Source organism: Acinetobacter sp. UC24323 (assembly GCF_024151445.1).
In the GTDB taxonomy this organism is placed as follows: Bacteria; Pseudomonadota; Gammaproteobacteria; order Pseudomonadales; family Moraxellaceae; genus Acinetobacter; species Acinetobacter baumannii.
The window spans coordinates 339,616-362,369 of record NZ_JAHIBY010000003.1 but is presented as its reverse complement, the minus strand read 5'-3'; the positions used below and the strand labels follow the sequence as shown (position 1 = coordinate 362,369).

Here is a 22,754-nt window from a genome sequence, read left to right as displayed (position 1 = left end):
ATTTCGCTCAAATAAACTTCGAGTAATTTAAACCAATCAATCAATGAAAATTATTTCGATTAATCAATCAGTAAAAATCCACACAAGTTGTTCTTCAATTCTCTTAATGATCTTCTTACTGGTTCGTCACCAGCAAGCTAGGTCGGCTATATTACTCTTAATCTCTTAAAAGTCAACAGGTAATTTCGATATTTTTAAAACTTATTCTCTAAACCATCTCATCATCAAATTCATCGCTTAAAGCAACCAGTCTAATCACAAGTAACTGTTTTTTCAACAAGTTTCTATCTGCATCACCGCCGATGGATGTGCATTATAGACCATCTCATTCCCTTTGCAACCCCTTTTTATAGCATTTCATATCAAGCGTACATTTTTTAGGCTTTTTAGCTATATTTCTATATAATTTGATCAATTTTACATTGATAATAGCTTATCGCTTCTGTATTAAAATATATCTCTACCCAACTGCATATTGAATATAGCCTGGCTAGCGGTTAAGGAATTATATGAATTATTCTAATTTACTTTTGTCGAGCTTATTAACTGTAGGTCTTTACACCTCAGCCCATGCTCAAGAAAATCTTACTGAAGAATCTGCCGCTAGTTCGGAAGATGTTACTTCAACCCAGACTCAGCATAGCCGACCTCACTTACAAATTATTAAAGATTTGAAAGGCATAAAAGTTAAAGATTTAAAGATCAACGCAAATGCTGCTCAACCAGATACAGTGAAAGATCCATTACAGTCACTGAACCGTCCAATTTATTCTTTTAACGATATGTTAGATCGCCATGTTTTGCGTCCCGTTGCTGTTGAATATAGAGAAAAGACGCCAGAAGATGTACGTGGTTCTTACCGACAATTTCGTAAAAACCTTGGCGAACCATGGAATGCTGTTAACCAGCTAATTCAAGGACGTCCTGGCCGCGCCGCAAAAACTTTAGGTCGTTTTACTATTAATACGTTAACAACTTTAGGTTTAGCCGATCCAGCGAGCCGCTTAGGCTTACCTCCTGAAGAAGAAAGTTTTGGTGTAACTCTCGGTTACTATGGTGTTCCTTCTGGACCATTTCTTATGCTGCCTTTCTTTGGGCCAAGCACTTTACGTGATGGCGTTGGCTTGGCTGTAGATGCTCAGGCCCGTCCACAAAAATACATTATGGATGATCAAGATGGCCTGTATTGGTCGACTAATCTATTACAAGCCGTTGATACACGCGCTCAATATCTAGATTTAGACCAAACTATACAAGGCGATCAATATGCAATGATTCGTGATTTATATCTCCAACGTAAAGCATTCCAGATTGCCGAGAAAAAAGGTGATTCGGCAGATGTGTCTTTTATTGATGATGACGAATCTGAAGATGTACCAGAAGATAACACTGATAAAACCGAAAAATAATTAAAGGACAAATCAAGGTATTGCATTTTTCTTATAGAAAGGCAATACCTTGATTTTGGTCATACATCCTCTATGATGGATAAAGTGATCTTGAAAAAGGACTACCATATCTTCTATGTATTTTATTAAACCGACACGCTCTATCCCTTTCGTAGAGCAAGCTCTGGAAGCATTACCAGACTTACAAGTCATTCACATAGATGATCTCGATTTATACGACCCAACAATTATCGCAATTGCTGATGTACAAGATTTCCTAACTTATAAATGGCGTTTACCTACAATCGTGATTGCTTTTGAGCATGAAGGTAGTGCTTTAGCTCAAGCATGGGAAGCGGGTGCTCTTGCAGGATGGGTATGGAACCAGTTACCTAAAGATCTAAATAAAGCTTTAACAAGAATTGATGCACAATATAAACGTAATCAGGATAGCCGTGATTTACCTTCGGCAGCAGAATTACAAAAACGTTTATTGCCAAATCCTATTGATTTATTAAATTATGAAGTTGAAACTTTTTTCCAACCTTCTGCCTATTTATCAGGCGACTGGTACGACTACTGGAAGCTCAATGATAAAGAGGTTTTATTTTATCTCGCCGATGTATCGGGGCATGGTGTAACAAGTAGCTTATTAACTTCTTGGATGGCAGCCTTTCATGGTCGCTCCAAAACACCACGACAGTTAATCAAAAAGTTAAATGGGATGCTGGTTCAAGAGAATATTGAAAAACATATTACAATTGTGGTCGGTATTCTAAATCTTGAAACTCATAGTCTTCGCTGGTCTAGTGCAGGTCATTACCCTCCTCCAATTATTTTTGAACCTAATCAACCTCCAAAAATTTTAACCACCAGCAGCTTTCCCTTAGGGTTAACTGATGAGTTAGAAGTTGAAGAACATGTATGCACATTAAATCGTCATGCACGTTTCATTATTTGCTCAGATGGAGCACTAGAACCATTTGATGGCGGCTTGAATGATCAGTTTCAACAATTAGTTCAACATTTGCAAAATCAATCATTCCAAGCCCCTGATCACGTTGCTGATGACATTGCCATCTTTAGTCTTTGTCGAATGAATTAATTTAATAATCAATTAATTACATAATATACGACTTAAGGACTCTTGAGTCTGAGATGGCACTATGTGATAATTTTTCTATCCTTCTCTGAAAATGGCATTTATATGTCAACAGGTCATGTTGAATATGCAAGTTTAAATGGAACGCATATTTTCAAGCTTATTGGTGAAGTGCGAGCCCATTCTTGTATAAGTCTAGACAAACTTTTAAACAGAATTGAACAGCAAGAAAATGTTGTTGGTGCAATCGTTGATTTAACCCAAACAACATTTATTGATAGTACTGTATTAGGTATCCTAGCTAAGCTAGGTTTAAAACTGAAACAGACTCATCATATTCAAGCTGTGATGCTATCTACCAATCCAGATATCACAACCTTAGCCAACAGCATGGGGCTAGGGCAGGTTTTTGTCATCCTGAATTATTGTGGCGATCCTAACGTTTGTACTTTAACGTTAACTGACGAGCACATTACTCATAATGCGATGCTAAGAACCGTTCTGGACGCACACAAGACATTGATGAAACTCAATGCAAATAATCAGAACATGTTTGAGCCGCTTGTTAAGCAATTGCAAAAAGAACAAGACACGCTTGAACAAGTATCTGATAAGCAAAATGCCTAAACTTTATTGCTAATCTGGATGTGTATATGACTCTTGTTTCAGTTGTTCAAATGAATTCTCAAGATGACATTGAAAGCAACTTTCAAGTGATTGAGTCATTGATTCAGCAAAGCAAGGCTCAAAATGCCAGCTTAATTGTTTTTCCCGAAAACTTTGTTTGTTTTGCAGCTGGCAAACAGCGTGAAACAGCAGAGCAATTTGAGTCGATTCAACAAAGACTTGAGAAACTTGCGCATCAGTATCAAATCTGGATTGTTGCAGGCACTCTACCGTGCCCATTTCGTCCGGATGGTTCCATCATACAAGATGGTCGAGTGCGCACAGTGAGTTTATGCATCAGTCCTGAACGTACCGAAGCACGTTATGACAAAATACATTTATTTGATGTACAAGTTGGCGATGCTGTGGGTGGATATCAGGAATCTCGTTTCTTTGAACCAGGAACAGACGTTGTAGTCACATCTACCCCTTTTGGCAATATTGGCCTAATGGTATGTTATGACTTGCGTTTTCCTGAGTTAGCTTTAACCCTTAGACAGCAAGGTGCTCATCTATTAACTGCTCCTGCTGCATTTACCTATACAACAGGTCAGATGCATTGGCAGCTTTTGCTGCAAGCACGTGCAATGGATAGCCAATGCTATGTTTTAGGGGCTGCGCAACAAGGTTGGCATGGGGAAAAACGCCAAACTTGGGGGCATGCAGGAGCAACTGATAGTCGTGGTCAAGTTTTAAGTATGATTGATTATGAAGGGAACGGTTTAATTACGGTACCTTTTGATTTAGCTGCTCAAGAACTTGTGCGTACATCAATGCCTTTAATGATGCATCGTAAATTAATTCACTATTAAAAGCTTAATTATTCATGTGGAAATACTTATTTAGCATTTTTTGCTTAGGGGCAAATATTCATTGTTATGCGACTGATTTTGGGGCAACAAATAATTTTGTCTCTCCAAATTTGCAGCTTAAACAAAATGTACTTCCTCCTACTCCAAAAAATATTCCTCTGCCTGCTTTTGGTCAGCGGATTATTGGTTGGGGGACAGGAGCAGAAGGTGCCAGACAGCGTTTAGAGAATATTCAGCCTGCCGATGTTTCTATGATTAAAAAACAAGGAACAACTTTAGAAATGATCACGGCCTGGCAAGATTTTTATGAACAAGAGCAACAACGTAATGAAAATAACCCAACCGCGAAATATCGTGCTCGTTTAATGAAAAAAATTGCCGACCTTTGGTAACCATTTTAAATTAGTATTTTTAAGTGATGGAGTAATGTTTAGATTACTCCATTTTTTACGTTATCTTATTTTTATCAATAGCTCTAAATTATGAGCATTTAAGAAATTAAACATAAAGCGATATACTAGAAAAGCACCCATTAGTTTTCTGAGGAATATATGGACCAAGACTGTCAAAATCTAAAGCTTGAGAATCAATTATGTTTCCTCATTTATTCAACAAATTTAGCCCTTAATCAACTTTATCGCAAACTTTTAACTCCATTAGGGATTACTTATCCTCAATATTTGGTGATGTTGGTGTTGTGGGAAAAAGATGAGATTACTGTTTCAGAAATTGGCAGCAAGTTATTTTTAGAGTCTTCAACTTTAACCCCAATTTTAAAAAAGTTAGAAGCATTGCAGCTTCTTAATCGTACTCGATCAAAAGAAGATGAAAGACAAGTCATTATCACGCTTAGCGAAAAGGGGAAAAAACTTAAAGAACAGGCCGTAAATATTCCAACGCATATCTTAGAGGCCAGTTCTTGTGATACGGCTACCCTTCTCGGTCTCAAAGATCAATTAACACAGCTCCGTACAAATATAGCTAAATAATCACCAATTTTTTTACAAAATTGACTTGTTAAAATAATTAAGTCGTGTACGATATATTTGCATTCAATTTAATTTAGGAATAAAAAGATGTCATTAGAAAAAGTTGTGTATCGTGCAAAAGCTAAAGCAACAGGTGGCCGTGATGGTCGTGCAACTTCATCAGACGGTGTATTAGACGTACAACTTGGTGTACCTAAAGAAATGGGCGGCGCTGGTGGTGCCGTAACTAACCCAGAACAATTATTTGCAGCTGGTTATTCAGCATGCTTTTTAGGTGCTTTAAAATTTGTTGCAAATCGCGATAAATTCAATATTAGCAAAGATGCGTATGTTGAAGGTGAAGTCGGTATTGGTCCAATTCCAACAGGTTTTAGTATTGAAGTTACTTTAAATGTTTATTTAATCGGTATGGACCGTGAAGAAGCTGAAAAGTTAGTTGCAGCAGCTCATATCGTTTGTCCATATTCAAATGCAACTCGTAACAATATTGATGTGACGTTTAATATTGTGACTGAATAAGTTTTAATATAAAAAATGCCCGAATCATATCGGGCATTTTTTATATCTTACAAATTATGCTTCACTTGCTTCATTGGTTACACGAAGCACTTCTTCAAGTGTAGTTTTACCTGAGAGCACCTTACGTAAACCATCATCGCGAATAGAACCAGAATACTGACGAGCATGATTTTCTAATTCAAATTCAGCTGCATTACCATGAATGAGACGGCGCATAGGTTCATCAATAGGTACAATTTCATAAATCGCTGTACGGCCATTAAACCCTAAATGAGAACACTGATCACACCCTTGAGCCTCTGGTAACTTTAAACTTGGTTCATGGGAAATATGCTGAAAAACTTGCTTCTCAAAAGTATCGGCTTCACGCCATGTCATACAATGTGGACATAAAGTACGAACCAAACGCTGCGCAACCACCCCAATTAAAGAGCTTGAAAGCAAGAAAGGTTCAATCCCCATATCTTTAAGTCGAGTCACTGCACCAATAGCGGTATTGGTATGTAGTGTTGATAACACCAAATGACCTGTTAAAGATGCCTGCACCGCAATTTCAGCAGTTTCTAGATCACGAATCTCCCCCACCATGACCACATCTGGATCTTGACGTAACATTGCTTTTAAAGCTCGAGCAAAAGTCATATCTACTTTGGTATTCACTTGAGTTTGGCCAATACCTTCAAGCTGATACTCAATTGGATCTTCGGCAGTTAAGATGTTACGAGTATTGTCATTTAGATCAGATAAGGCAGCATATAAAGTCGTCGTTTTCCCCGAACCAGTAGGCCCTGTGACCAAAATAATACCGTGCGGACGATGTACTAACTGAGTTAAACGTTCATAGTCATTTGCCATTAAACCTAGGTGAGTCATATTAAGGCGACCCGCTTGTTTATCGAGTAAACGCATGACCACCCTTTCACCATGAGAAGAAGGCAAAGTTGAAACACGGACATCGACTTCACGACCAGCAAGACGTAAAGAAATACGCCCATCTTGCGGTACACGCTTTTCGGCAATATCGAGTTTCGCCATAACTTTAATACGCGAAACAAGTAACGGGGCTAGTTCACGGCGCGGTTGTACAATCTCACGCAATTGTCCATCTACTCGTAAACGAACTGATAGCTTTTTCTCAAAGGCTTCAATATGGATATCTGAAGCACCAACACGAATTGCCTCAGAGAGAAGCGCATTGATCAAACGAACAATAGGCGCGTCATCTTCTTGATCCATTAAGTCTTCTGTTTCAGGCACCTGATCTGCAAGGCTTAATAAATCCGGATGGTCTTCTAAGCCCGCAGCTACTTGTTGAGATTCGCCTGTATCCCCTGCATAACTGGTACTTAATAGACTATTAAATTCTTGTTCAGTGCATAATTGATAGTGTGCAGGTTTCCCCAAAATTCGTCTTGCTTCCTGCAATGCAATTTTTTCTGTATTTTGACGTCTAACAATAAAAACTTGATCACCGTCATAACGAAATAAAACACCATGACGCTTGGCAAAACTATATGGAACTTGTATTTGTTTCAATATTTGCATCACAATTTATAATGATGAGTAAGATGATTTTGAGTGTACTCTAAGCAGATTACAGCGTGAAGTCTGTTTAACAACTCGGTAGAGGAATTTTACGTCTTGTTTGAAAATAATGAATATCAGCCTCACCCCCAGAATTCTTTAAAATGGTGGGGTGAACAGCACTTTGAAATTAACCAGTCCAAAGCATGGCAATTCGGTTCAATGCTCTTTCGTTTAACACGCGGCATAAAAGAATGGCGTATCGAATATTATCGCCCGACTCTCCAAGATGATAATGAGCAAGATTGGCACATCATAACGGATGCAAATTTTGGTTTTCCACATTCTGTGCAAGTCGAACGTTATATGTTTCGGAAAACTAATCCGAAGTTTCTACTCATGCCACGTTTGGCGGACCGATCAGTGGTAATTAAACCAGTTGATCCAATCTACATTCCAGCGGGTCAACGTGGGACACTTTATATTAGTACCCCTCTATGGATTGCAGGTTTAGTTGAAAGTCAGCATGAACCTTTATTTGAGATTCCTGTAATTCAACCCAAAGATACATGGTTTGGTCCTAATGCCCAGCAAGGTGAAATTTGTTATGCAACCTCTGTTGATGGTCGTACCGATTTAAATCTATTAACCCCACGTGCTTTTCGTGCAGTTACGCCGATCGATTTTCATAATACCAGTAATCATCAATTACGCTTTGATCGTATGAATGTACCGGTTACCGCCCTACCACTATTTTATAGTGAAAGTACGGGACGCTTATGGACATCACAAATCAAAGTCTACTATGAAGGCTCTGACCGCCCAGCCCGTATTCGTATTGAAAACCGCACTCCCCCTCTGGCAGGTGAAGTGACTTATGTTCACCCCCCACGTTCACCGGGTGGTGCGCTATTTAATATGTTTGATTCATTCTTTTAAGGGGGTTTTATGGCCGATTCAAGTATTCCAAAAGATATTGCTGATAGCCTCAAAAGCATATTTACCAATATCAATACCGAACGAATTAGTGAAATTTTAGTCGGTGTTGTGCTTTGTTTTATTGGTTTTGTCCTTGCCCGTATTATTTCAAATACATTTATTAGAACCGTTGGCTCACGTTTTAATGCTCACCAGCGTCTGGTATGGCGCCGCGGTATTTTCTATTTTATTTTCTTACTCTTCATTATGACGAGTTTAAAAGAAGCTGGGTTCAAACTTAGTGTATTTCTGGGGGCAGCGGGGATCTTAACAGTAGCACTCGGTTTCGCATCACAAACATCTGCCAGTAACTTGATTAGTGGTTTATTTTTGATTGGTGAAGGTTCATTTGAGGTCGGTGATACGATTCAAATTACACTTATTCGCGGAAACACGATCGAAGGTGAAGTTATCTCGATTGATTTGCTTTCGGTAAAATTACTTACACTCGACAATGTCTATATTCGGTTACCAAACGAACAACTCATTCGTGCCCCTGTACACAACTTATCAAAATATCCAATACGGCGTATTCCAATTACTTTGGCAATTAACTTTCATGAAGACATTATTAAAGTCCGTGAGGTTCTACTTAACGTCGCAGCGAATTATCCACTCGTATTAGATGATCCAAAACCTGCTGTTACAGTCACTGCTTTTAGGGAGTCGTCAATTGAGCTTTTATTTGCAATGTGGTGTCGTCAAGAAAACTCTTTAAAAGTTCGAGATGAAATGCAAGAACGTATCCGAAATGGTTTTTTAGATAACCAAATTGAGATTCCTGTTCCGAAAATGGGCTTAATTGATCGACCAACTACTGCTTTTGCAGAAGATGATATCGATCAATACAGCAATCAAAAAGAGTTAAAACGAGAGCCTAAAGCTTAGGCTCTTGATTCTTCTGTACAGAAGATGACGGTGGTAATGGCGCAAGATAAGCAATAATCAACATTACCCCACCTGCTCCAATAAAAGAAATGACCCGAGTTAATGTCGCGCTTTGTGATAGATCAAGCAAAATTAGTTTTAATACAACAATCCCTAAAAGTGCAGCACCTACGAACCAGAGTTGACGAATCATTTTTCGACTAGAGTATGTAGTCAAAATAAATGCCAATATAACCCAAAGTAACGTCAAACTTAGCTGTACTACACCATTTGTCCAAATTGAAGCACTCCATAGCGGTGTTGCCCAGTAATGATGTAAGCCCCTAACGACCACACTACTGAATACCAATAACCCAGCTAAAATTGTTGTAATTTTAAAAGTCCACTCTAGTGATTTATCTTGCTCAAAAGCATGTTGATAAATAATAAAGAGCAGACCTGCAAATACTACAATAGAAAGAAAATCAGTTAAGTTAAATAAAGGAACAAAATAAAGGTACTCAGCAGAGTGGCGATCAACGCTCACAACTAGCAACCAAATTAAGCTTAAACACCAAACCGGAATTTGATGTAACAATGCAGTTTTATGAGCCTTATACACCCAAAGCGAATAAACCACAGGGATAAAAGCCAGAGCAACAACTGGCATTTTTGGGAAAATAGCCACGCCAACTATCGCTAACGCCAACCAGCTTAAACCAGCCCAGACATTTAAGTACCCAGACTCATCCGACTGCGGTTGAGCCATAAGAAATAAGGCACTTAGAATAATGGTAGCGACCAAGAAAGTAGTTTGTTGTAATGAGTCTACCCATTTAAACAACGTAAACACTTGACTCGCAAACGCTTCACCCAAAACTAATAACAGTAACAGGCTAATTAAAATTAACTGCAAACTTTGCCATTGCACACGAAGTTTATAGTGAACAATCGCACTAAATATTGCTATTAGAGCAATAGCAAACATCAAATATGGACTTAAAGCATGATGATGCCATGCCATTATTTCTACACCTGCTACGGCGCCCGCATACATGCCTAAACATAAGAAAATACCGCTAAACATGCTTGCGCTAAAATAGCGTTGTTCTTTGCTGTTGTATTGCAATAAATAAAAGGCCGAAATGAATTGGGCAATTGCATAAATGCTAGTGCTTAGTGTTGGAAACTCTTCATTTGCCCAAACCTGATAAAACAGTGCAAGTGAGCTGAGTAAAACTAAAATCACACCAATATATCGGCTTAAACGGTAGCGTTCAGTTACTCCCCATACGATGAGGGCCGTACCTTGAGCTACCCAACCAATCGCTGTCCAATGTGCTCCTTTTGCAAGCGGGAAAATTAAGGCAAAAAAAGCAACCGCGAGAATGAAAAAACTTTTTGCAAGGACTGAAAGCTGAGGATGAGTTTTTTTAATCCAGAACGTTAACACCGCATAAGTGCCTGCTAAAACAACAGCACCAATTGTTAAAGCTTGGGTCGACTCATGAACTAAATAGGCATGAAGCGTAAAGCCTAGTACAGGTACACTAAAAATAAGACCAACATCTAAGAGCGGAGGTAAACGGATCCCCTCTTGTTTTTCATGTTCTGAAACCCGAGAGATATTTTGGCTATAACGAACACTTAACCAAATAAATAGCGCTATATGGAGCCATAAAATCCAGTCTAATGTGTCAAATTTTGCTGGCTCTGCATAAAATGCGATTGCACTACCGCCAATAAACATTGTGGCAAAGAAAGCGATCTGATTTAGGATTTTCCAAGGCTGAATAAAATTAACAGCAGCGACTGCAAGATTAATAACAAGATAGTAACTAAATAAAAAAACCACATCAGGACGATATTGCGGAATAACTAAAGGAGCCGCATACGCCATACCCAGTGCGAGTATTGCCAAATAAATAGCTTGTTGTTTTAAACTCAGGAATACTGTAATTGCTAATAAAATCGTAAATAGAATACTTGCTGTAGTTAGGCTGGTGATTACACCAAAATGATGTGAGAACACAAGCGTTAGAAAGACAACAGCTAACCCTACACCTTGCAGTGCCACAGCAAATAGCTGATTTTTCTTTTGCAAAGTATATCCAAATGCTGTTAATACACCTCCTGCAATCGCAATAAAACCAAGTTTTACACCTAAGCTCAACTGCCAGTGCTCACTTGCAAAACGCAGTAAGAGCACTACCCCAACCATAAGCACAGCAACAGCAACCCTTAAAATTGGATTACCATGAATCATCCAATCGACTGCTGGTTGCCACCATGCGGTGGTCTGTGTACGAACTATTTGTTCTTCTTGATTTAACGCTGTTGTTTCAGGTAAAGCTGGCTCGGTAATATTGTTTGGATCAACTTGCTCTAAAACAGGCGTTATCACTTCTGTATGTATAGATTCATTTACATTTACTGTTTGCTTGGCTGTCTCGAGGAACAATAAACGAGTATGAAATGCACTGATGGTTTGAATCAAACATAACAGTAAAACCAATAATGCCCCACCAGCAATCCACATCCAATGATTGATATAAGCAATTAATGCAACCAAAGCGGCGGTATAAATTACCGTTCTTTGCATATGAATAGAATAAAGTGGCGTTGTCTGGTGAGAAAACTGTTGTTCTAAATGAGTTAAACGTTGATGCAGACTTGATAATGACTGAACCAGTATGACAGTGAGCGCAATAGATAAAGCAACAACGGCACTCTGAAATTTAAAACCAATTGAAATGGCTAAAAACAAAGTCAAAGCGATCAAAACGATGATCATTCCCTGTTTGTCTTTTTTATACATGGGCTTAGCAATATGACACCTTCATTACAGGCCATCTTACTTCAAGCCAATACATGCGTATATTTATACATACAAAATACTGCAAAAATCATAAACCTGCATTCATAGCCGTTTTCACGTAAAATACCCATAATTCAGTTTAAGGAATTGTTCAATGCCACCATTTGTCTTGGTTGATGGGTCCTATTTTTTATTTCGTGCATATCATGCATTACCACCATTGACGACCTCTACAGGGTTACATACCAATGCAATACGTGGAGCAATTTCTGCCATTCAAAAATTGATGCGTCGTATGCAACCGACACATATGGCTGTCATTTTTGATACGCCTGAGCCAACGTTCCGTCATAAGCTTTCACCTATTTATAAAGGTGACCGCCCGACTATGCCGGAAGAATTGTCTCAACAGATTCCATATTTACATGCATTGATTAAGGCTCAAGGGATTCCTTTATATAGTCTTCCGGGTGCAGAAGCCGATGACATTATTGGGACTCTCGCTAAACGCGCTGTAAAAGAAGGTCATCATGTGCTTATCTCAACCGGAGATAAAGACATGGCCCAGCTGGTTAATGACTATGTAAAACTTGAAGATAGCTTTAAAGACCGAGTATTAGACACCGACGGCGTATTTGAAAAATTTGGCGTTTGGCCAAACCAGATTATCGATTACTTAACCCTTATGGGTGATGCATCTGACGGCATTATGGGTGTACCTGGCGTAGGCGCAAAGACGGCTGCCAAATTACTGACCGAATATGGGACATTGGATAATATCATTGCCAATGTAGACCAACTTAAAGGCAAACTAAGCCAAAATATTAAAGATAATTTAGACAATATTAAGCTTGATCACCAGTTGGCAAGCATTGTCTGTGATCTTCCTTTAGAACTCGACTGGCATGAATTAAAACTTACTGATCCAAATGTAGATGCCTTACGCAATCTCTATACGGAGCTTGAGTTTAGAAACCAGTTACAGTCTCTCGATCATCCAAACAATCCAAATAGCTCAAGCTATAAGCAGCAAGCATCACAAACTATTGTCCAAAATGAAGTTAAACCTGCTCAAACGATTGAAACAGAAGATCAAGCAAGCTTGACTAGTCAAGATGACCAGCTTGGAACTGCAAACTATCACACCGTTTTAACACAAGAAGCATGGGATCAGCTCTGGCAACGCATGCAGAATGCCGATCATTTTGCTATTGATACAGAGACCACAAGTCTTGATTACCGTATTGCCGAGATGGTTGGTTTTTCAATCGCATTTGATGCGAAAGATGCCTACTATGTTCCTTTGGCACATAATTACGAAAATGCGCCACAACAACTGGACCGTGAACAAGTTTTAGCGCAAATCAAGCCTGTACTTGAAAATGAAGCAGTTAAAAAAATTGGTCATCATCTTAAATATGATGCGCACATTTTTGCTAATCACGGTATTGAACTTAAAGGTTGGTATTTCGATAGCATGCTGGCATCTTATGTACTGAATGCAGCAGCTACTCGTCATGGCATGGATGATGTTGCTCGTGTTTACCTAAGCCATTTGACCACTACTTTTGAGCAAATTGCTGGCAAAGGTGCAAAACAGAAGACTTTTAATCAAATTGAGATTGAAGTTGCAGCACATTATGCAGCAGAAGATGCACATGTGACTTATCGTTTATATGAAGTACTTTCAAATAAACTTAAAGCACATCCTGAATTAGAAAATATTTTATATAACATTGAGATGCCAGTTGCTCGAATCTTATCGGGTATGGAAGAAGATGGAATCCGTTTAGATCATGCTTTCTTAGATAAATTAAGTGTTGAATTTGCGAAAACTATGGAAGACCTTGAAAATCAGGCCATGGAAATTGCAGGTGAAACTTTTAATATTGCTTCGCCTAAACAGGTAGGTGAAATTCTATTTGATAAGTTAGGCATTAAAGGTGGTAAAAAAACTGCAACTGGACAATACAGCACCAGTGAAAGTGTTCTTGAAAAAATTGAGCACCCATTAACGGAAATTATTTTAGAACACCGTGGATTAGCAAAATTAAAGAGCACCTATACTGACCGTTTAATTGAGCAGTCGCATAATGACACCCATCGTGTACATACCAGCTATCATCAAGCACTAACGGCAACAGGTCGCCTATCCTCTTCTGACCCTAACTTACAAAACATTCCAATTCGTAGACAGATTGGCCGTCAAATCCGTAAAGCATTTATTGCACCGGAAGGACGAGTTTTGTTAGCAGCCGATTACTCGCAAATTGAACTTCGTTTAATGGCTCATTTTTCTCAAGATGATGCCTTAGTTCATGCATTCCAACATGGTCAAGATGTACACCGTAGAACAGCGGCAGAAGTGTTAGGTATTGCAATTGAAGATGTGACCAATGATCAGCGCCGTCAGGCTAAAGCTGTGAATTTCGGTCTACTTTACGGTATGTCCGAGTTTGGTTTAATTCGTCAACTTGGCTTTACTCGTGAAGAATCGCAAAACTATATCAAACAATATTTCCAGCGCTATCCTGGCATTTACGAATACATGCAACGTACTCGCCAAGTAGCATCGGAACAAGGGTTTGTTGAAACTATCTTAGGTCGCCGTCTTTATACACCGGATATTGACGCTCGAAATGTGATGGTACGTAAAGCTGCTGAACGTGCTGCAATTAATGCACCTTTACAAGGTAGTGCTGCTGATATTATTAAGTTAGCAATGATTGAAGTAGATAAAATCCTGCCAAAAGATCAAGCAAAACTATTACTTCAAGTTCACGATGAATTGGTGTTTGAAGTTGATTCAAACATTGCAGATGAACTTTCAAAACAAATTGCGGATGTCATGCAGTCTGTTCTGGAAATTTCTGTACCGTTAGTCGTAGAAGTAGGCCAAGGTAAAAACTGGGATGATGCCCATTAATTTATCGATAAACCAATAAAAAAAGGGCTGTAATACAGCCCTTTTTTTAATCTTACAAAATTAAAGTCCAGTTAATAAAACTTTAGCGACTTCATTCATTAAGATCTCGGCAATATAGAGTGCCAAAAATGCCAGAATTGGAGATAAGTCAATCATCCCCATATTAGGTAATAAACGACGGAATGGGGCGAGTAACGGTTCAGCTAAATCTTGAATCACCTCAATATAAGGTGAACGAGATTGAGTAAACATAACGACCCAACTCAAAATGATTGTTGCAAAAATTAAGTAACGGCAGAAACGAATCAAATCCTGAATCATGGTCACAAAAGTCAGAATCACTAAATGAACCGGACTATTTGGCATGGAACCCGAAAGATACATTACACCGAAAATTTTCAGTAAATATAAAATAATTAAAAGAACCAACGCTGCCAGATTGAACCGGCCTTTTGCGACCGTTGGAAAAATTCGGCCAAAAATATCAACAATCTTAGTCGCCTTTACTGTCGATAAAACCACAGGATTATAAGGACTTACTGCCGCCAATTGCATTAAAAAACGGAAAAAGACCAATAAAATCGCGACGTTAATTAAAATTCCAAAAATTAGCGCAGAATTTGCACCCATAGTTGTCTTATCCTATTAAAGCTATTTTGCACTGTCACTCAGTTCTTGAGCCAATTCTTGGCTACGTTTCTGTGCAGCAGCTAATGCAGATTGAATATTTTGAGAGATTTGTGCACGATCAAAAACTTCAAGTGCAGCTTGGGTTGTACCATTCGGTGACGTCACATTTTTACGCAGCTCAGACGGAGTATTTGAACTCGTAATTGCCATTTGAGCTGCACCTAATGCTGTTTGAAGAGTTAAAGCAGTTGCAACTTTTTCATCCAAACCTAAATTTTTACCTGCACGAATCATACTTTCCATGAGGTAGAAGAAATAAGCTGGGCCTGAACCTGAAACTGCCGTTACCGCATCAATTTGAGCTTCGGAGTTTACCCAAATTGTTAAACCAGTTGCTGCTAAAATCTGACTCGTTAATTCACGGTCCGAGGCACCAACCACATCAGTCGCGTAAATACCATGAGCACCAGTTTGAACTAATGCAGGTGTATTTGGCATAACTCGCACAATACGTTCACTATCAATCAAATTTGATATTGTCTTAATTTCCGCACCGGCAATAATCGAAATAACCAATTTATCCGATAATAAACCTTTTAACGGACGTAGAACATTTGCCAGAACTTGTGGTTTTACAGCAAGAACAACTACATCGGCATTCTGGATAGCAGCCGTATTATCTTGAGTTACATGAACTTCTTTTTCTTGCAATAGTTGACGAATTTGTTCGACAGGATCTGAAACGGTAATACGTGTTGGTGGTAATCCTCTTGAAATGAGCCCGCCAATTAATGCTTGGGCCATATTACCACCACCAATAAAACAGATATTACAATTCACTGCTGTTGCCATAACTATATTCGCCATTTACCAGATTACAAGAATGAGAAATTAAATCTGGTTGCCACCCTCCTTCCTCACAATATGGAGACTGAGCCAACCAAAATCCTTTCGGTGTAAAAACCCCAAGCATAACATTATCTAAGACTAATATTTGAATTGTATGACGAAGCCAAGGCAAAATATGTGCTTCTTGAATTGCTTTTTTTAAAGGCCATTGCCCAACACGACCATATAGGTGAATCTTTTCCCCACCTTGACGTCGAATGATTTTTAATTTTTTATTCAATAAAGAATGACTTAAACCAATTTTTTTACACTCAACATGGAATAGTCCAGCTGCGCCCTGCCATTTTTCTTGTAATTTAAATGAATGCTCTAGTTCAGCAGCAACCGGATTTAAAGTTTCAGCGAGATAAACCTGTCTACTCAACCTATAGAGTATATTTTGATAACGGACATAGTAAAACTGGTTCCAGTGTAAAGCGGCTTGAGCATCTGATTTAGATTCAATAACTTCTGCTCTTAGACGCTCGACCATTTCAAATGCAGGTCGATATTGCCCTTGGCCTTTCATCCACGCAGAAAGTAACTGGCGCTGCCGCGCAAAAGATAACTCGGATAATTTCGTTAAATCTAAATAGTCAGCTGAACCAGAATATTGCCAATCATCTTTGAGAACTTCTTCTAAAATTTCAGAAGCATCTTGCATCAGATAACTGGTTCGACTCAAAGCTTGCTGCATTTTTGGAAAACGGCTTGTTAAAAATGGCCACAGTGCTTCACGACACCACACTCTATCGTAATGGGTGTCATAGTTCATTGGATCGTCAATATATTTAACTTCAAGTTGAGCAGTCCATAAAGCGATTTGCTCACGTGTTAAATCCAAAAAGGGGCGCCAAATTGTCATATCTTTACGGTAATCAATAGCCTGCATCGCAGCAAGCCCATCTACTCCCGCACCTGACAATAATCGCAAAATAACTGTTTCTGCCTGATCTTGTTGATGATGAGCAAGCAACAGAATTTCATTTTCTTGTAAATGTTGCCGATATGCTTGATAACGCGCTTGACGTGCTTTTGCTTCCAGATTGCCGTTTGCGATCTGAACTTTCTGAATAATATAAGGAATACTTAATGTTGTTGCCTGTGTGGCAACCACTTCCGCCCACTCTGCACTTTGATCTTGCAGTTGATGATCAATATAAATTGCTCGGATCTTTCGAGGGAAAATTTGAGCCATTAAATGTAGCAGTAGCATTGAATCCATGCCACCACTACATCCAATAAGAAAGGAACTTTTTTCAGAGAACTCTTGAGCTTGCTTTAAGACGCCATGCCTAAATTTTCGCTGCCAAACTTCATTAAACGTTGATAACGTGCTTCGCATCGTTCATTTGCATCCATTGGTAGCAATTCATCCAAAGCCTGCTTTAAAACTACTTTTAAGTTTTGCATCACACGCTCAGGATCTAAATGCGCACCTTCACCTTCATCTACTACGTATTCAACAATACCTAGTGATTGTAGTTTATCTGCTGTTAAACCTAAAGCTTCACTCGCTTGAGCTGCTTTCTCAGCAGTTTTCCACAAAATAGATGCACAGCCTTCAGGCGAAATCACAGAATAAATACTATGTGACAACATAATCACTCTGTCAGCAACACCAATACCTAAAGCACCACCAGAACCGCCTTCACCAAGTACTGTTGCGATTACAGGCACTTTCAGGCTTGAAAGTTGAGCAAGGCTAGTCGCAATTGCTTCTGCCTGACCACGTTCTTCTGCACCAACACCCGGATATGCACCCATAGTATCAATAAAGGTGAAAACTGGTAGATTGAAACGCTCAGCCATATCTAAAAGACGCTGAGATTTACGGTAACCTTCTGGGTTACACATACCAAAGTTGTGCTTTAATTTTTCACGGGTACTACGACCACGGTGTTGTCCAATGACCATCACAGGTTGACCGTCAAAACGAGCAAGACCACCTACCATCGCACCATCGTCACCAAACAAACGATCACCATGCAATGCATCAAACTCTGTAAAGATTTCACCGACATAATCTAGAAACTGCGGACGTTCAGGATGACGTGCAATTTGAACCGTTGTCCACGCTTTGGACTGAGTAGCTTTTTTCATAGGTCGAATATTATCCCTTTAATCGATAAATTTTTCCGACTGAATATTCAATTCAATGTCCCAATGCTTAAACTGCTCTTGCTCATCATGCAAGTCGGCAACTAACAATGGCCATTGTTTGGCATCACCAGAAACACTAAGTTGCCATTGTTGATCATTTATGATGGTCAATTCAATGGCAGGAAGCATCTGATCACTGCGGCTATGGTTGAGTAAAACTGCTAGGCGAAGTAACAAACTTAAATAAACTAATTTATGACCACCAGCCTTTAAAACTTCATTTTTTACATCATTTCGCAATTTACGGCGGTGATGAGCAACCAAATGTGAAAGATGATTTTGGTCAATTTGTGAGAAACCAGGAATATCGGAATGTTGCAATAAATAAGCACCATGACGATGATAGCCACCATGACTAATCGCTAAACCAATTTCATGCAAATATGCTGCACGACGCAGTAAGTCACTGTCTTCACTCGTTAAATTAAGCGGTTTAGCGACACTGTCAAATAAGTGTTGAGCCGTATTTACAACTCGTTCTGCCTGTTTCGGATCGGCGTTATAACGTCCCATTAACGCTTGTACACTACGGTCGCGGATATCCTCATGCTTAAAACGGCCTAACAGGTCATACATGACTCCTTCACGTAATGCACCATCAGAATATGCCAAACGTTCAATTTCTAAAACTTCAAAAACAGCGTACAAAATTGCCAATCCGGCTGGCAAAACTGCTCGTCGGTCTTCTCGAAGTCCTTCAAAATCAATTTCAGAAATATTTTTGAACTTGAGTAACTTATCTTTAAGTTTATGGAGACCTTCACGTGTGACATTTTCTTGCTCGTCACTTAGCCCCATATTCACCATAATCTGGCGGCAAGCTTTAATGGTCCCACTTGAACCTACAACAGTATCCCACCCTTCCATCTTATAAGTGGTGGCGATTGCTGAAAGCTCTTTACGCGCAGCAACAACTGCTTTATCAAATGCTTTTTGTGTGATTTCACCATCGGCAAAATAGGCTTTTGTATAGGCTACACAACCCATTTGTAATGATTCAGTATAAATTGGCTCAAATTCTTCGCCAATAATAAACTCGGTAGATCCACCACCAATGTCAACCACTAAGCGGCGTCCACCATTGGCCATCGTATGTGATACACCAAGATAAATCAGGCGTGCTTCTTCACGGCCTGCAATAATCTCAATAGGTTTGGGCAAAATTTCAGCGGCTTTTTGAATAAACTCATGGCCATTTTTAGCCTGACGCAAAGCGTTCGTTGCCACAATTCTTAAACGGTTAGGTTGAACTGAGCCTAAACGCCCAACGAAACGAGCCAAACAGGCTAAACCACGTTGCTGTGCTGCTTCTGTTAAGTTTTTATTTTCATCAAGACCAGCTGCAAGCTGTACTTTTTCTGACATTGAAGCCACTTTTTTAACTTCACCGTGATCTACCCGTGCAATGGCAAGGTGAAAACTGTTCGACCCCATATCTATGGCAGCAAGTAATTCTTCATCAATCAGAAAGTCAGACATTATTGAACTAAACCCATAACAATTCACGCCTAGAGTAATTCACAAGAATGCAATTGAAAAGCCATTTTCATCAACAATTAATAGCCTGTGATATTTTTCTATTTGTTAAACGATTGTACAAGCCGATGATGAATATCGTGAGCATCCATTAGACAAATTTACTTAAGCCTTGAATAATAGCATCAAACCCTTACATTGAACTAAGTAGCTATGTAATACTGATAGAGATTATCTCCTCCTATAGTGATAGCACTTTTTTCTAAAAATTGGAGCCGTACCATGTCTGCGACTATTGTAAATACAACTGATGATAACTTCCAAGCAGATGTTCTAGATGCTGAAACACCTGTACTTGTTGACTTTTGGGCAGGTTGGTGTGCACCTTGTAAAGCAATTGCACCTGTTCTTGAAGATTTATCAAGTGAATATGCGGGTAAAGTAAAAATCGTTAAAGTTGACGTGACTTCTTGTGAAGAGACGGCAGTGAAATACAATATCCGTAATATTCCTGCTCTATTACTTTTCAAAAATGGTGAAGTAGTAGCTCAGCAAATCGGCGCTGTGCCTCGTTCTAAACTCGTTAGCTTCATTGACGAAAACGTTTAAGACGTAACGTTACAGATGAAAATACGCTATACCTTTATAGCGTATTTTTTTCGGCTATAAATTGACAAATTAGCTGATCTCACTTATATTGCATGCTCAAGAGGCACTGAAGGGAATCGTCTTCTGTCCGGCTTCTTACAAGACACAAACATAAAGATCGCCACTCGGCAACAGAAATTGTTTTTTCACATTTCTCTTCGAAACAGTTAATCAGACTTCTGAATTGTTATTGTGTAAATACAATTGCGATACTCTTTTTTGTATGCGAGCGATTTTTCTTCTTTTTAAACCACACTCTACTCTTTCCTAATTCTGACCCTTATGAACTTAACTGAACTCAAGAAAAAACCAATCGGCGAACTAATTAAAATTGCTGAATTTATGGGCCTTGAAGGTATGGCTCGTAACCGAAAGCAAGATATTATCTTTGCCATCTTGAAACGCCATGCGATGAATGGCGAAGAAATTTTTGGTGACGGCGTTCTTGAAATTCTCTCTGATGGTTTTGGTTTTTTGCGCTCTGCCGCAGGTTCGTATTTAGCTGGTCCGGATGATATTTATGTGAGTCCTTCACAAATCCGACGCTTTAACTTGCGTACAGGTGACACCATCACAGGTACCATTCGTCCACCAAAAGAAGGTGAGCGTTATTTTGCTTTGCTCAAAGTTAATCAAATTAACTATGACACGCCAGAAAATTCTCGTAATAAAATCTTATTTGAAAACTTAACTCCACTTTTCCCGACCGAACAACTGGTTATGGAACTTGGTAATGGTACAACAGAAGACTTGACCGCGCGTGTAGTCGATTTAGTTGCACCAATCGGTAAAGGTCAACGTTCTATTATTGTCGCTCCGCCAAAAGCGGGTAAAACAATGTTACTTCAAAACATTGCTCAATCTATTGTGAGAAACAATCCGGAAGTTTTCCTTATTGTTTTATTAATTGATGAGCGCCCAGAAGAAGTAACTGAGATGGAGCGTACCGTACGCGGTGAAGTCGTTGCTTCAACATTTGATGAAGCACCAGCACGTCACGTACAAGTTGCAGAAATGGTCATTGAAAAAGCAAAACGTCTTGTTGAGCACAAAAAAGACGTTGTGATTTTACTTGACTCCATTACACGTTTAGCCCGTGCATACAACACAGTAATTCCTTCATCAGGTAAAGTATTAACTGGTGGTGTGGATGCACATGCTTTAGAACGTCCAAAACGTTTCTTCGGTGCTGCTCGTAATATCGAAGAAGGCGGTTCTTTAACAATCATCTCTACTGCTCTTATTGAGACTGGCAGTAAAATGGATGATGTCATTTACGAAGAGTTTAAAGGTACAGGTAACCAAGAAATTACACTTGATCGCCGTATTGCTGAAAAACGCGTCTTCCCTGCCATGAATATTAAGAAATCTGGCACACGTCGTGAAGAACGTTTAATGGATGAAGATAAATTACGTAAAGTTTGGATTCTCCGCAAACTTCTTCACCCTATGGATGAGTTGGCGGCTATGGAGTTCTTACTTGATCGTATGAAAGAAACCAAAACAAATGATGATTTCTTTGATCAGATGAAACGTAAAGCTTCAACATAAACATATTATTTATTCTAAAAAGGCCGCTCTATTGAGTGGCCTTTTTTATTTGGTTGACAAGCTTTACACAAAAATACATTTTGCTGATTTTTATGTAAAATTATTTATAAGCTTTTGAAAACAAATATTTTTAGTATAAAAAAGCCATGTTTTTTAGTAGCTTACTTATACCTTTTCCAATATATCTCAGCTGATTAATTGTTTTTTTCTGTTAAAAAACAGGCTTTTTTCACTCTTTTCCCGATCTTTTTTGACAGCCAACAGTAGTATTTCAACATTTGCAGTGATAGCATAGCGGCAGACCAGTTAGACTGCTCCATGCGTTGTTACCTAGCTACGTTTTAGGAATAATAAAAGCAAAACAGTCCAACTTAGGTTTTTTTAATCTCAAATCTTTTTTGTGAGAGTGATGCCATGTTATTCAAAAAATTCGCTGTTGCTGCTGCTGTTGCTGCTACTTTAGCTTTCGTTGGTTGTTCTAAGAAAGAAGAAGCTCCAGCTGCTGCTGCTGCATCTGAAGCAGTAGCTGCTGCTTCTGAAGCTACTGAAGCTGCATCTGAAGCTGCTGTAGCTGTTGACGCTGCTGCTGCTGAAACTGCTGCTGCTGCTTCTGACGTTGCTGCTGCTGCTTCTGACGTTGCTGCTGCTTCTGCTGCACAATAATCTAGATTCTAGATTAGATAAAAAAGAGGACATTTTGTCCTCTTTTTTTATGCCTAAATTTTATGTTTACACATCAAATAGATCTGATGTATTAATGGCTAAGTATACTTTTCTAATATTAAGAAAAATTTATTCTAGATTTATTT

Annotated in this window: 21 protein-coding genes; 13 read left to right on the top strand and 8 right to left on the bottom strand. The window is 39.0% G+C overall.

Annotated features, from left to right (window positions below; all coding sequences use genetic code 11):
- The first annotated feature begins 509 nt into the window (after nucleotides 1-509).
- The 7 genes from KNQ97_RS06805 to KNQ97_RS06775 all read left to right on the top strand — a co-directional run bounded on the left by KNQ97_RS06805 (nucleotide 510) and on the right by KNQ97_RS06775 (nucleotide 5,476).
- Nucleotides 510-1,409, top strand: coding sequence for a VacJ family lipoprotein (locus KNQ97_RS06805; protein ID WP_001109856.1), 900 nt, complete (start codon nucleotides 510-512; stop codon nucleotides 1,407-1,409).
- A 115-nt stretch (nucleotides 1,410-1,524) separates the two neighbouring features.
- A complete protein-coding gene (gene gigA / locus KNQ97_RS06800) occupies nucleotides 1,525-2,493 on the top strand; it encodes an RsbU family protein phosphatase GigA (RefSeq protein WP_000273589.1) in 969 nt (322 codons plus the stop codon).
- A gap of 102 nt (nucleotides 2,494-2,595) precedes the next feature.
- Nucleotides 2,596-3,117, top strand: a complete 522-nt coding sequence (gene gigB / locus KNQ97_RS06795; RefSeq protein ID WP_000103065.1) for an anti-anti-sigma factor GigB — start codon at nucleotides 2,596-2,598, stop codon at nucleotides 3,115-3,117.
- A gap of 26 nt (nucleotides 3,118-3,143) precedes the next feature.
- A complete protein-coding gene (locus KNQ97_RS06790) occupies nucleotides 3,144-3,968 on the top strand; it encodes a carbon-nitrogen hydrolase family protein (protein WP_000177090.1) in 825 nt (274 codons plus the stop codon).
- A 14-nt stretch (nucleotides 3,969-3,982) separates the two neighbouring features.
- Nucleotides 3,983-4,360 (top strand): DUF4951 domain-containing protein, encoded by a 378-nt coding sequence (locus KNQ97_RS06785; RefSeq protein ID WP_000266120.1) that lies wholly within the window; start codon nucleotides 3,983-3,985, stop codon nucleotides 4,358-4,360.
- 159 nt (nucleotides 4,361-4,519) lie between these two features.
- On the top strand, nucleotides 4,520-4,957 hold the full coding sequence (locus KNQ97_RS06780) for a MarR family winged helix-turn-helix transcriptional regulator (RefSeq protein ID WP_000371731.1): 438 nt from the start codon (nucleotides 4,520-4,522) through the stop codon (nucleotides 4,955-4,957).
- A gap of 87 nt (nucleotides 4,958-5,044) precedes the next feature.
- A complete protein-coding gene (locus KNQ97_RS06775) occupies nucleotides 5,045-5,476 on the top strand; it encodes an organic hydroperoxide resistance protein (protein ID WP_000051124.1) in 432 nt (143 codons plus the stop codon).
- A 54-nt stretch (nucleotides 5,477-5,530) separates the two neighbouring features.
- Here the strand turns inward: KNQ97_RS06775 and gspE are convergent, their stop codons facing one another.
- Complete coding sequence (gene gspE, locus KNQ97_RS06770; protein ID WP_001166321.1) at nucleotides 5,531-7,021, bottom strand: type II secretion system ATPase GspE; 1,491 nt, start codon at nucleotides 7,019-7,021, stop codon at nucleotides 5,531-5,533.
- 96 nt (nucleotides 7,022-7,117) lie between these two features.
- Between gspE and KNQ97_RS06765 the strand changes: the two genes are divergently transcribed.
- Nucleotides 7,118-7,939, top strand: a complete 822-nt coding sequence (locus KNQ97_RS06765; protein ID WP_000462729.1) for a hypothetical protein — start codon at nucleotides 7,118-7,120, stop codon at nucleotides 7,937-7,939.
- Nucleotides 7,940-7,948: 9 nt separating this feature from the next.
- Nucleotides 7,949-8,866, top strand: coding sequence for a mechanosensitive ion channel family protein (locus tag KNQ97_RS06760; RefSeq protein ID WP_000785638.1), 918 nt, complete (start codon nucleotides 7,949-7,951; stop codon nucleotides 8,864-8,866).
- On the opposite strand, the gene KNQ97_RS06755 is transcribed toward KNQ97_RS06760, so the two are convergent.
- Complete coding sequence (locus KNQ97_RS06755; RefSeq protein ID WP_253611999.1) at nucleotides 8,856-11,663, bottom strand: DUF2339 domain-containing protein; 2,808 nt, start codon at nucleotides 11,661-11,663, stop codon at nucleotides 8,856-8,858. The two genes, KNQ97_RS06760 and KNQ97_RS06755, sit on opposite strands and share 11 nt — an antisense overlap.
- Before the next feature lie 154 nt (nucleotides 11,664-11,817).
- On the opposite strand from KNQ97_RS06755, the gene polA reads away from it, so the two are divergent.
- Nucleotides 11,818-14,589 (top strand): DNA polymerase I, encoded by a 2,772-nt coding sequence (gene polA, locus KNQ97_RS06750; protein ID WP_001134663.1) that lies wholly within the window; start codon nucleotides 11,818-11,820, stop codon nucleotides 14,587-14,589.
- Between the two features lie 60 nt (nucleotides 14,590-14,649).
- On the opposite strand, the gene KNQ97_RS06745 is transcribed toward polA, so the two are convergent.
- The 5 genes from KNQ97_RS06745 to ppx are packed head-to-tail and all read right to left on the bottom strand — an operon-like array spanning nucleotide 14,650 to nucleotide 19,749.
- A complete protein-coding gene (locus KNQ97_RS06745) occupies nucleotides 14,650-15,219 on the bottom strand; it encodes a YggT family protein (RefSeq protein WP_000501183.1) in 570 nt (189 codons plus the stop codon).
- Nucleotides 15,220-15,240: 21 nt separating this feature from the next.
- Nucleotides 15,241-16,077 (bottom strand): pyrroline-5-carboxylate reductase, encoded by an 837-nt coding sequence (gene proC / locus KNQ97_RS06740; RefSeq protein ID WP_085916948.1) that lies wholly within the window; start codon nucleotides 16,075-16,077, stop codon nucleotides 15,241-15,243.
- Nucleotides 16,049-17,452 (bottom strand): tRNA lysidine(34) synthetase TilS, encoded by a 1,404-nt coding sequence (tilS, locus tag KNQ97_RS06735; protein ID WP_272361310.1) that lies wholly within the window; start codon nucleotides 17,450-17,452, stop codon nucleotides 16,049-16,051. The genes proC and tilS overlap by 29 nt, the downstream gene beginning before the upstream one ends.
- Nucleotides 17,389-18,210: an acetyl-CoA carboxylase carboxyltransferase subunit alpha gene (locus KNQ97_RS06730; protein WP_000710403.1), complete on the bottom strand. Its 822-nt coding sequence runs from the start codon at nucleotides 18,208-18,210 to the stop codon at nucleotides 17,389-17,391. Before KNQ97_RS06730 ends, tilS begins: the two co-directional genes overlap by 64 nt.
- A gap of 18 nt (nucleotides 18,211-18,228) precedes the next feature.
- Nucleotides 18,229-19,749, bottom strand: coding sequence for an exopolyphosphatase (gene ppx / locus KNQ97_RS06725; protein WP_001279273.1), 1,521 nt, complete (start codon nucleotides 19,747-19,749; stop codon nucleotides 18,229-18,231).
- Between the two features lie 279 nt (nucleotides 19,750-20,028).
- Between ppx and trxA the strand changes: the two genes are divergently transcribed.
- Nucleotides 20,029-20,355 (top strand): thioredoxin, encoded by a 327-nt coding sequence (trxA, locus tag KNQ97_RS06720; protein ID WP_001276875.1) that lies wholly within the window; start codon nucleotides 20,029-20,031, stop codon nucleotides 20,353-20,355.
- A gap of 321 nt (nucleotides 20,356-20,676) precedes the next feature.
- A complete protein-coding gene (rho, locus tag KNQ97_RS06715; RefSeq protein ID WP_001054522.1) occupies nucleotides 20,677-21,945 on the top strand; it encodes a transcription termination factor Rho in 1,269 nt (422 codons plus the stop codon).
- A 194-nt stretch (nucleotides 21,946-22,139) separates the two neighbouring features.
- Here the strand turns inward: rho and KNQ97_RS06710 are convergent, their stop codons facing one another.
- Nucleotides 22,140-22,265 (bottom strand): hypothetical protein, encoded by a 126-nt coding sequence (locus KNQ97_RS06710; RefSeq protein WP_002127429.1) that lies wholly within the window; start codon nucleotides 22,263-22,265, stop codon nucleotides 22,140-22,142.
- A 94-nt stretch (nucleotides 22,266-22,359) separates the two neighbouring features.
- Between KNQ97_RS06710 and KNQ97_RS06705 the strand changes: the two genes are divergently transcribed.
- The gene (locus tag KNQ97_RS06705; RefSeq protein ID WP_000897676.1) at nucleotides 22,360-22,608 is read left to right on the top strand and encodes a hypothetical protein; all 249 of its coding nucleotides are present in this window, start codon (nucleotides 22,360-22,362) and stop codon (nucleotides 22,606-22,608) included.
- The last annotated feature ends 146 nt before the right edge of the window (nucleotides 22,609-22,754 follow it).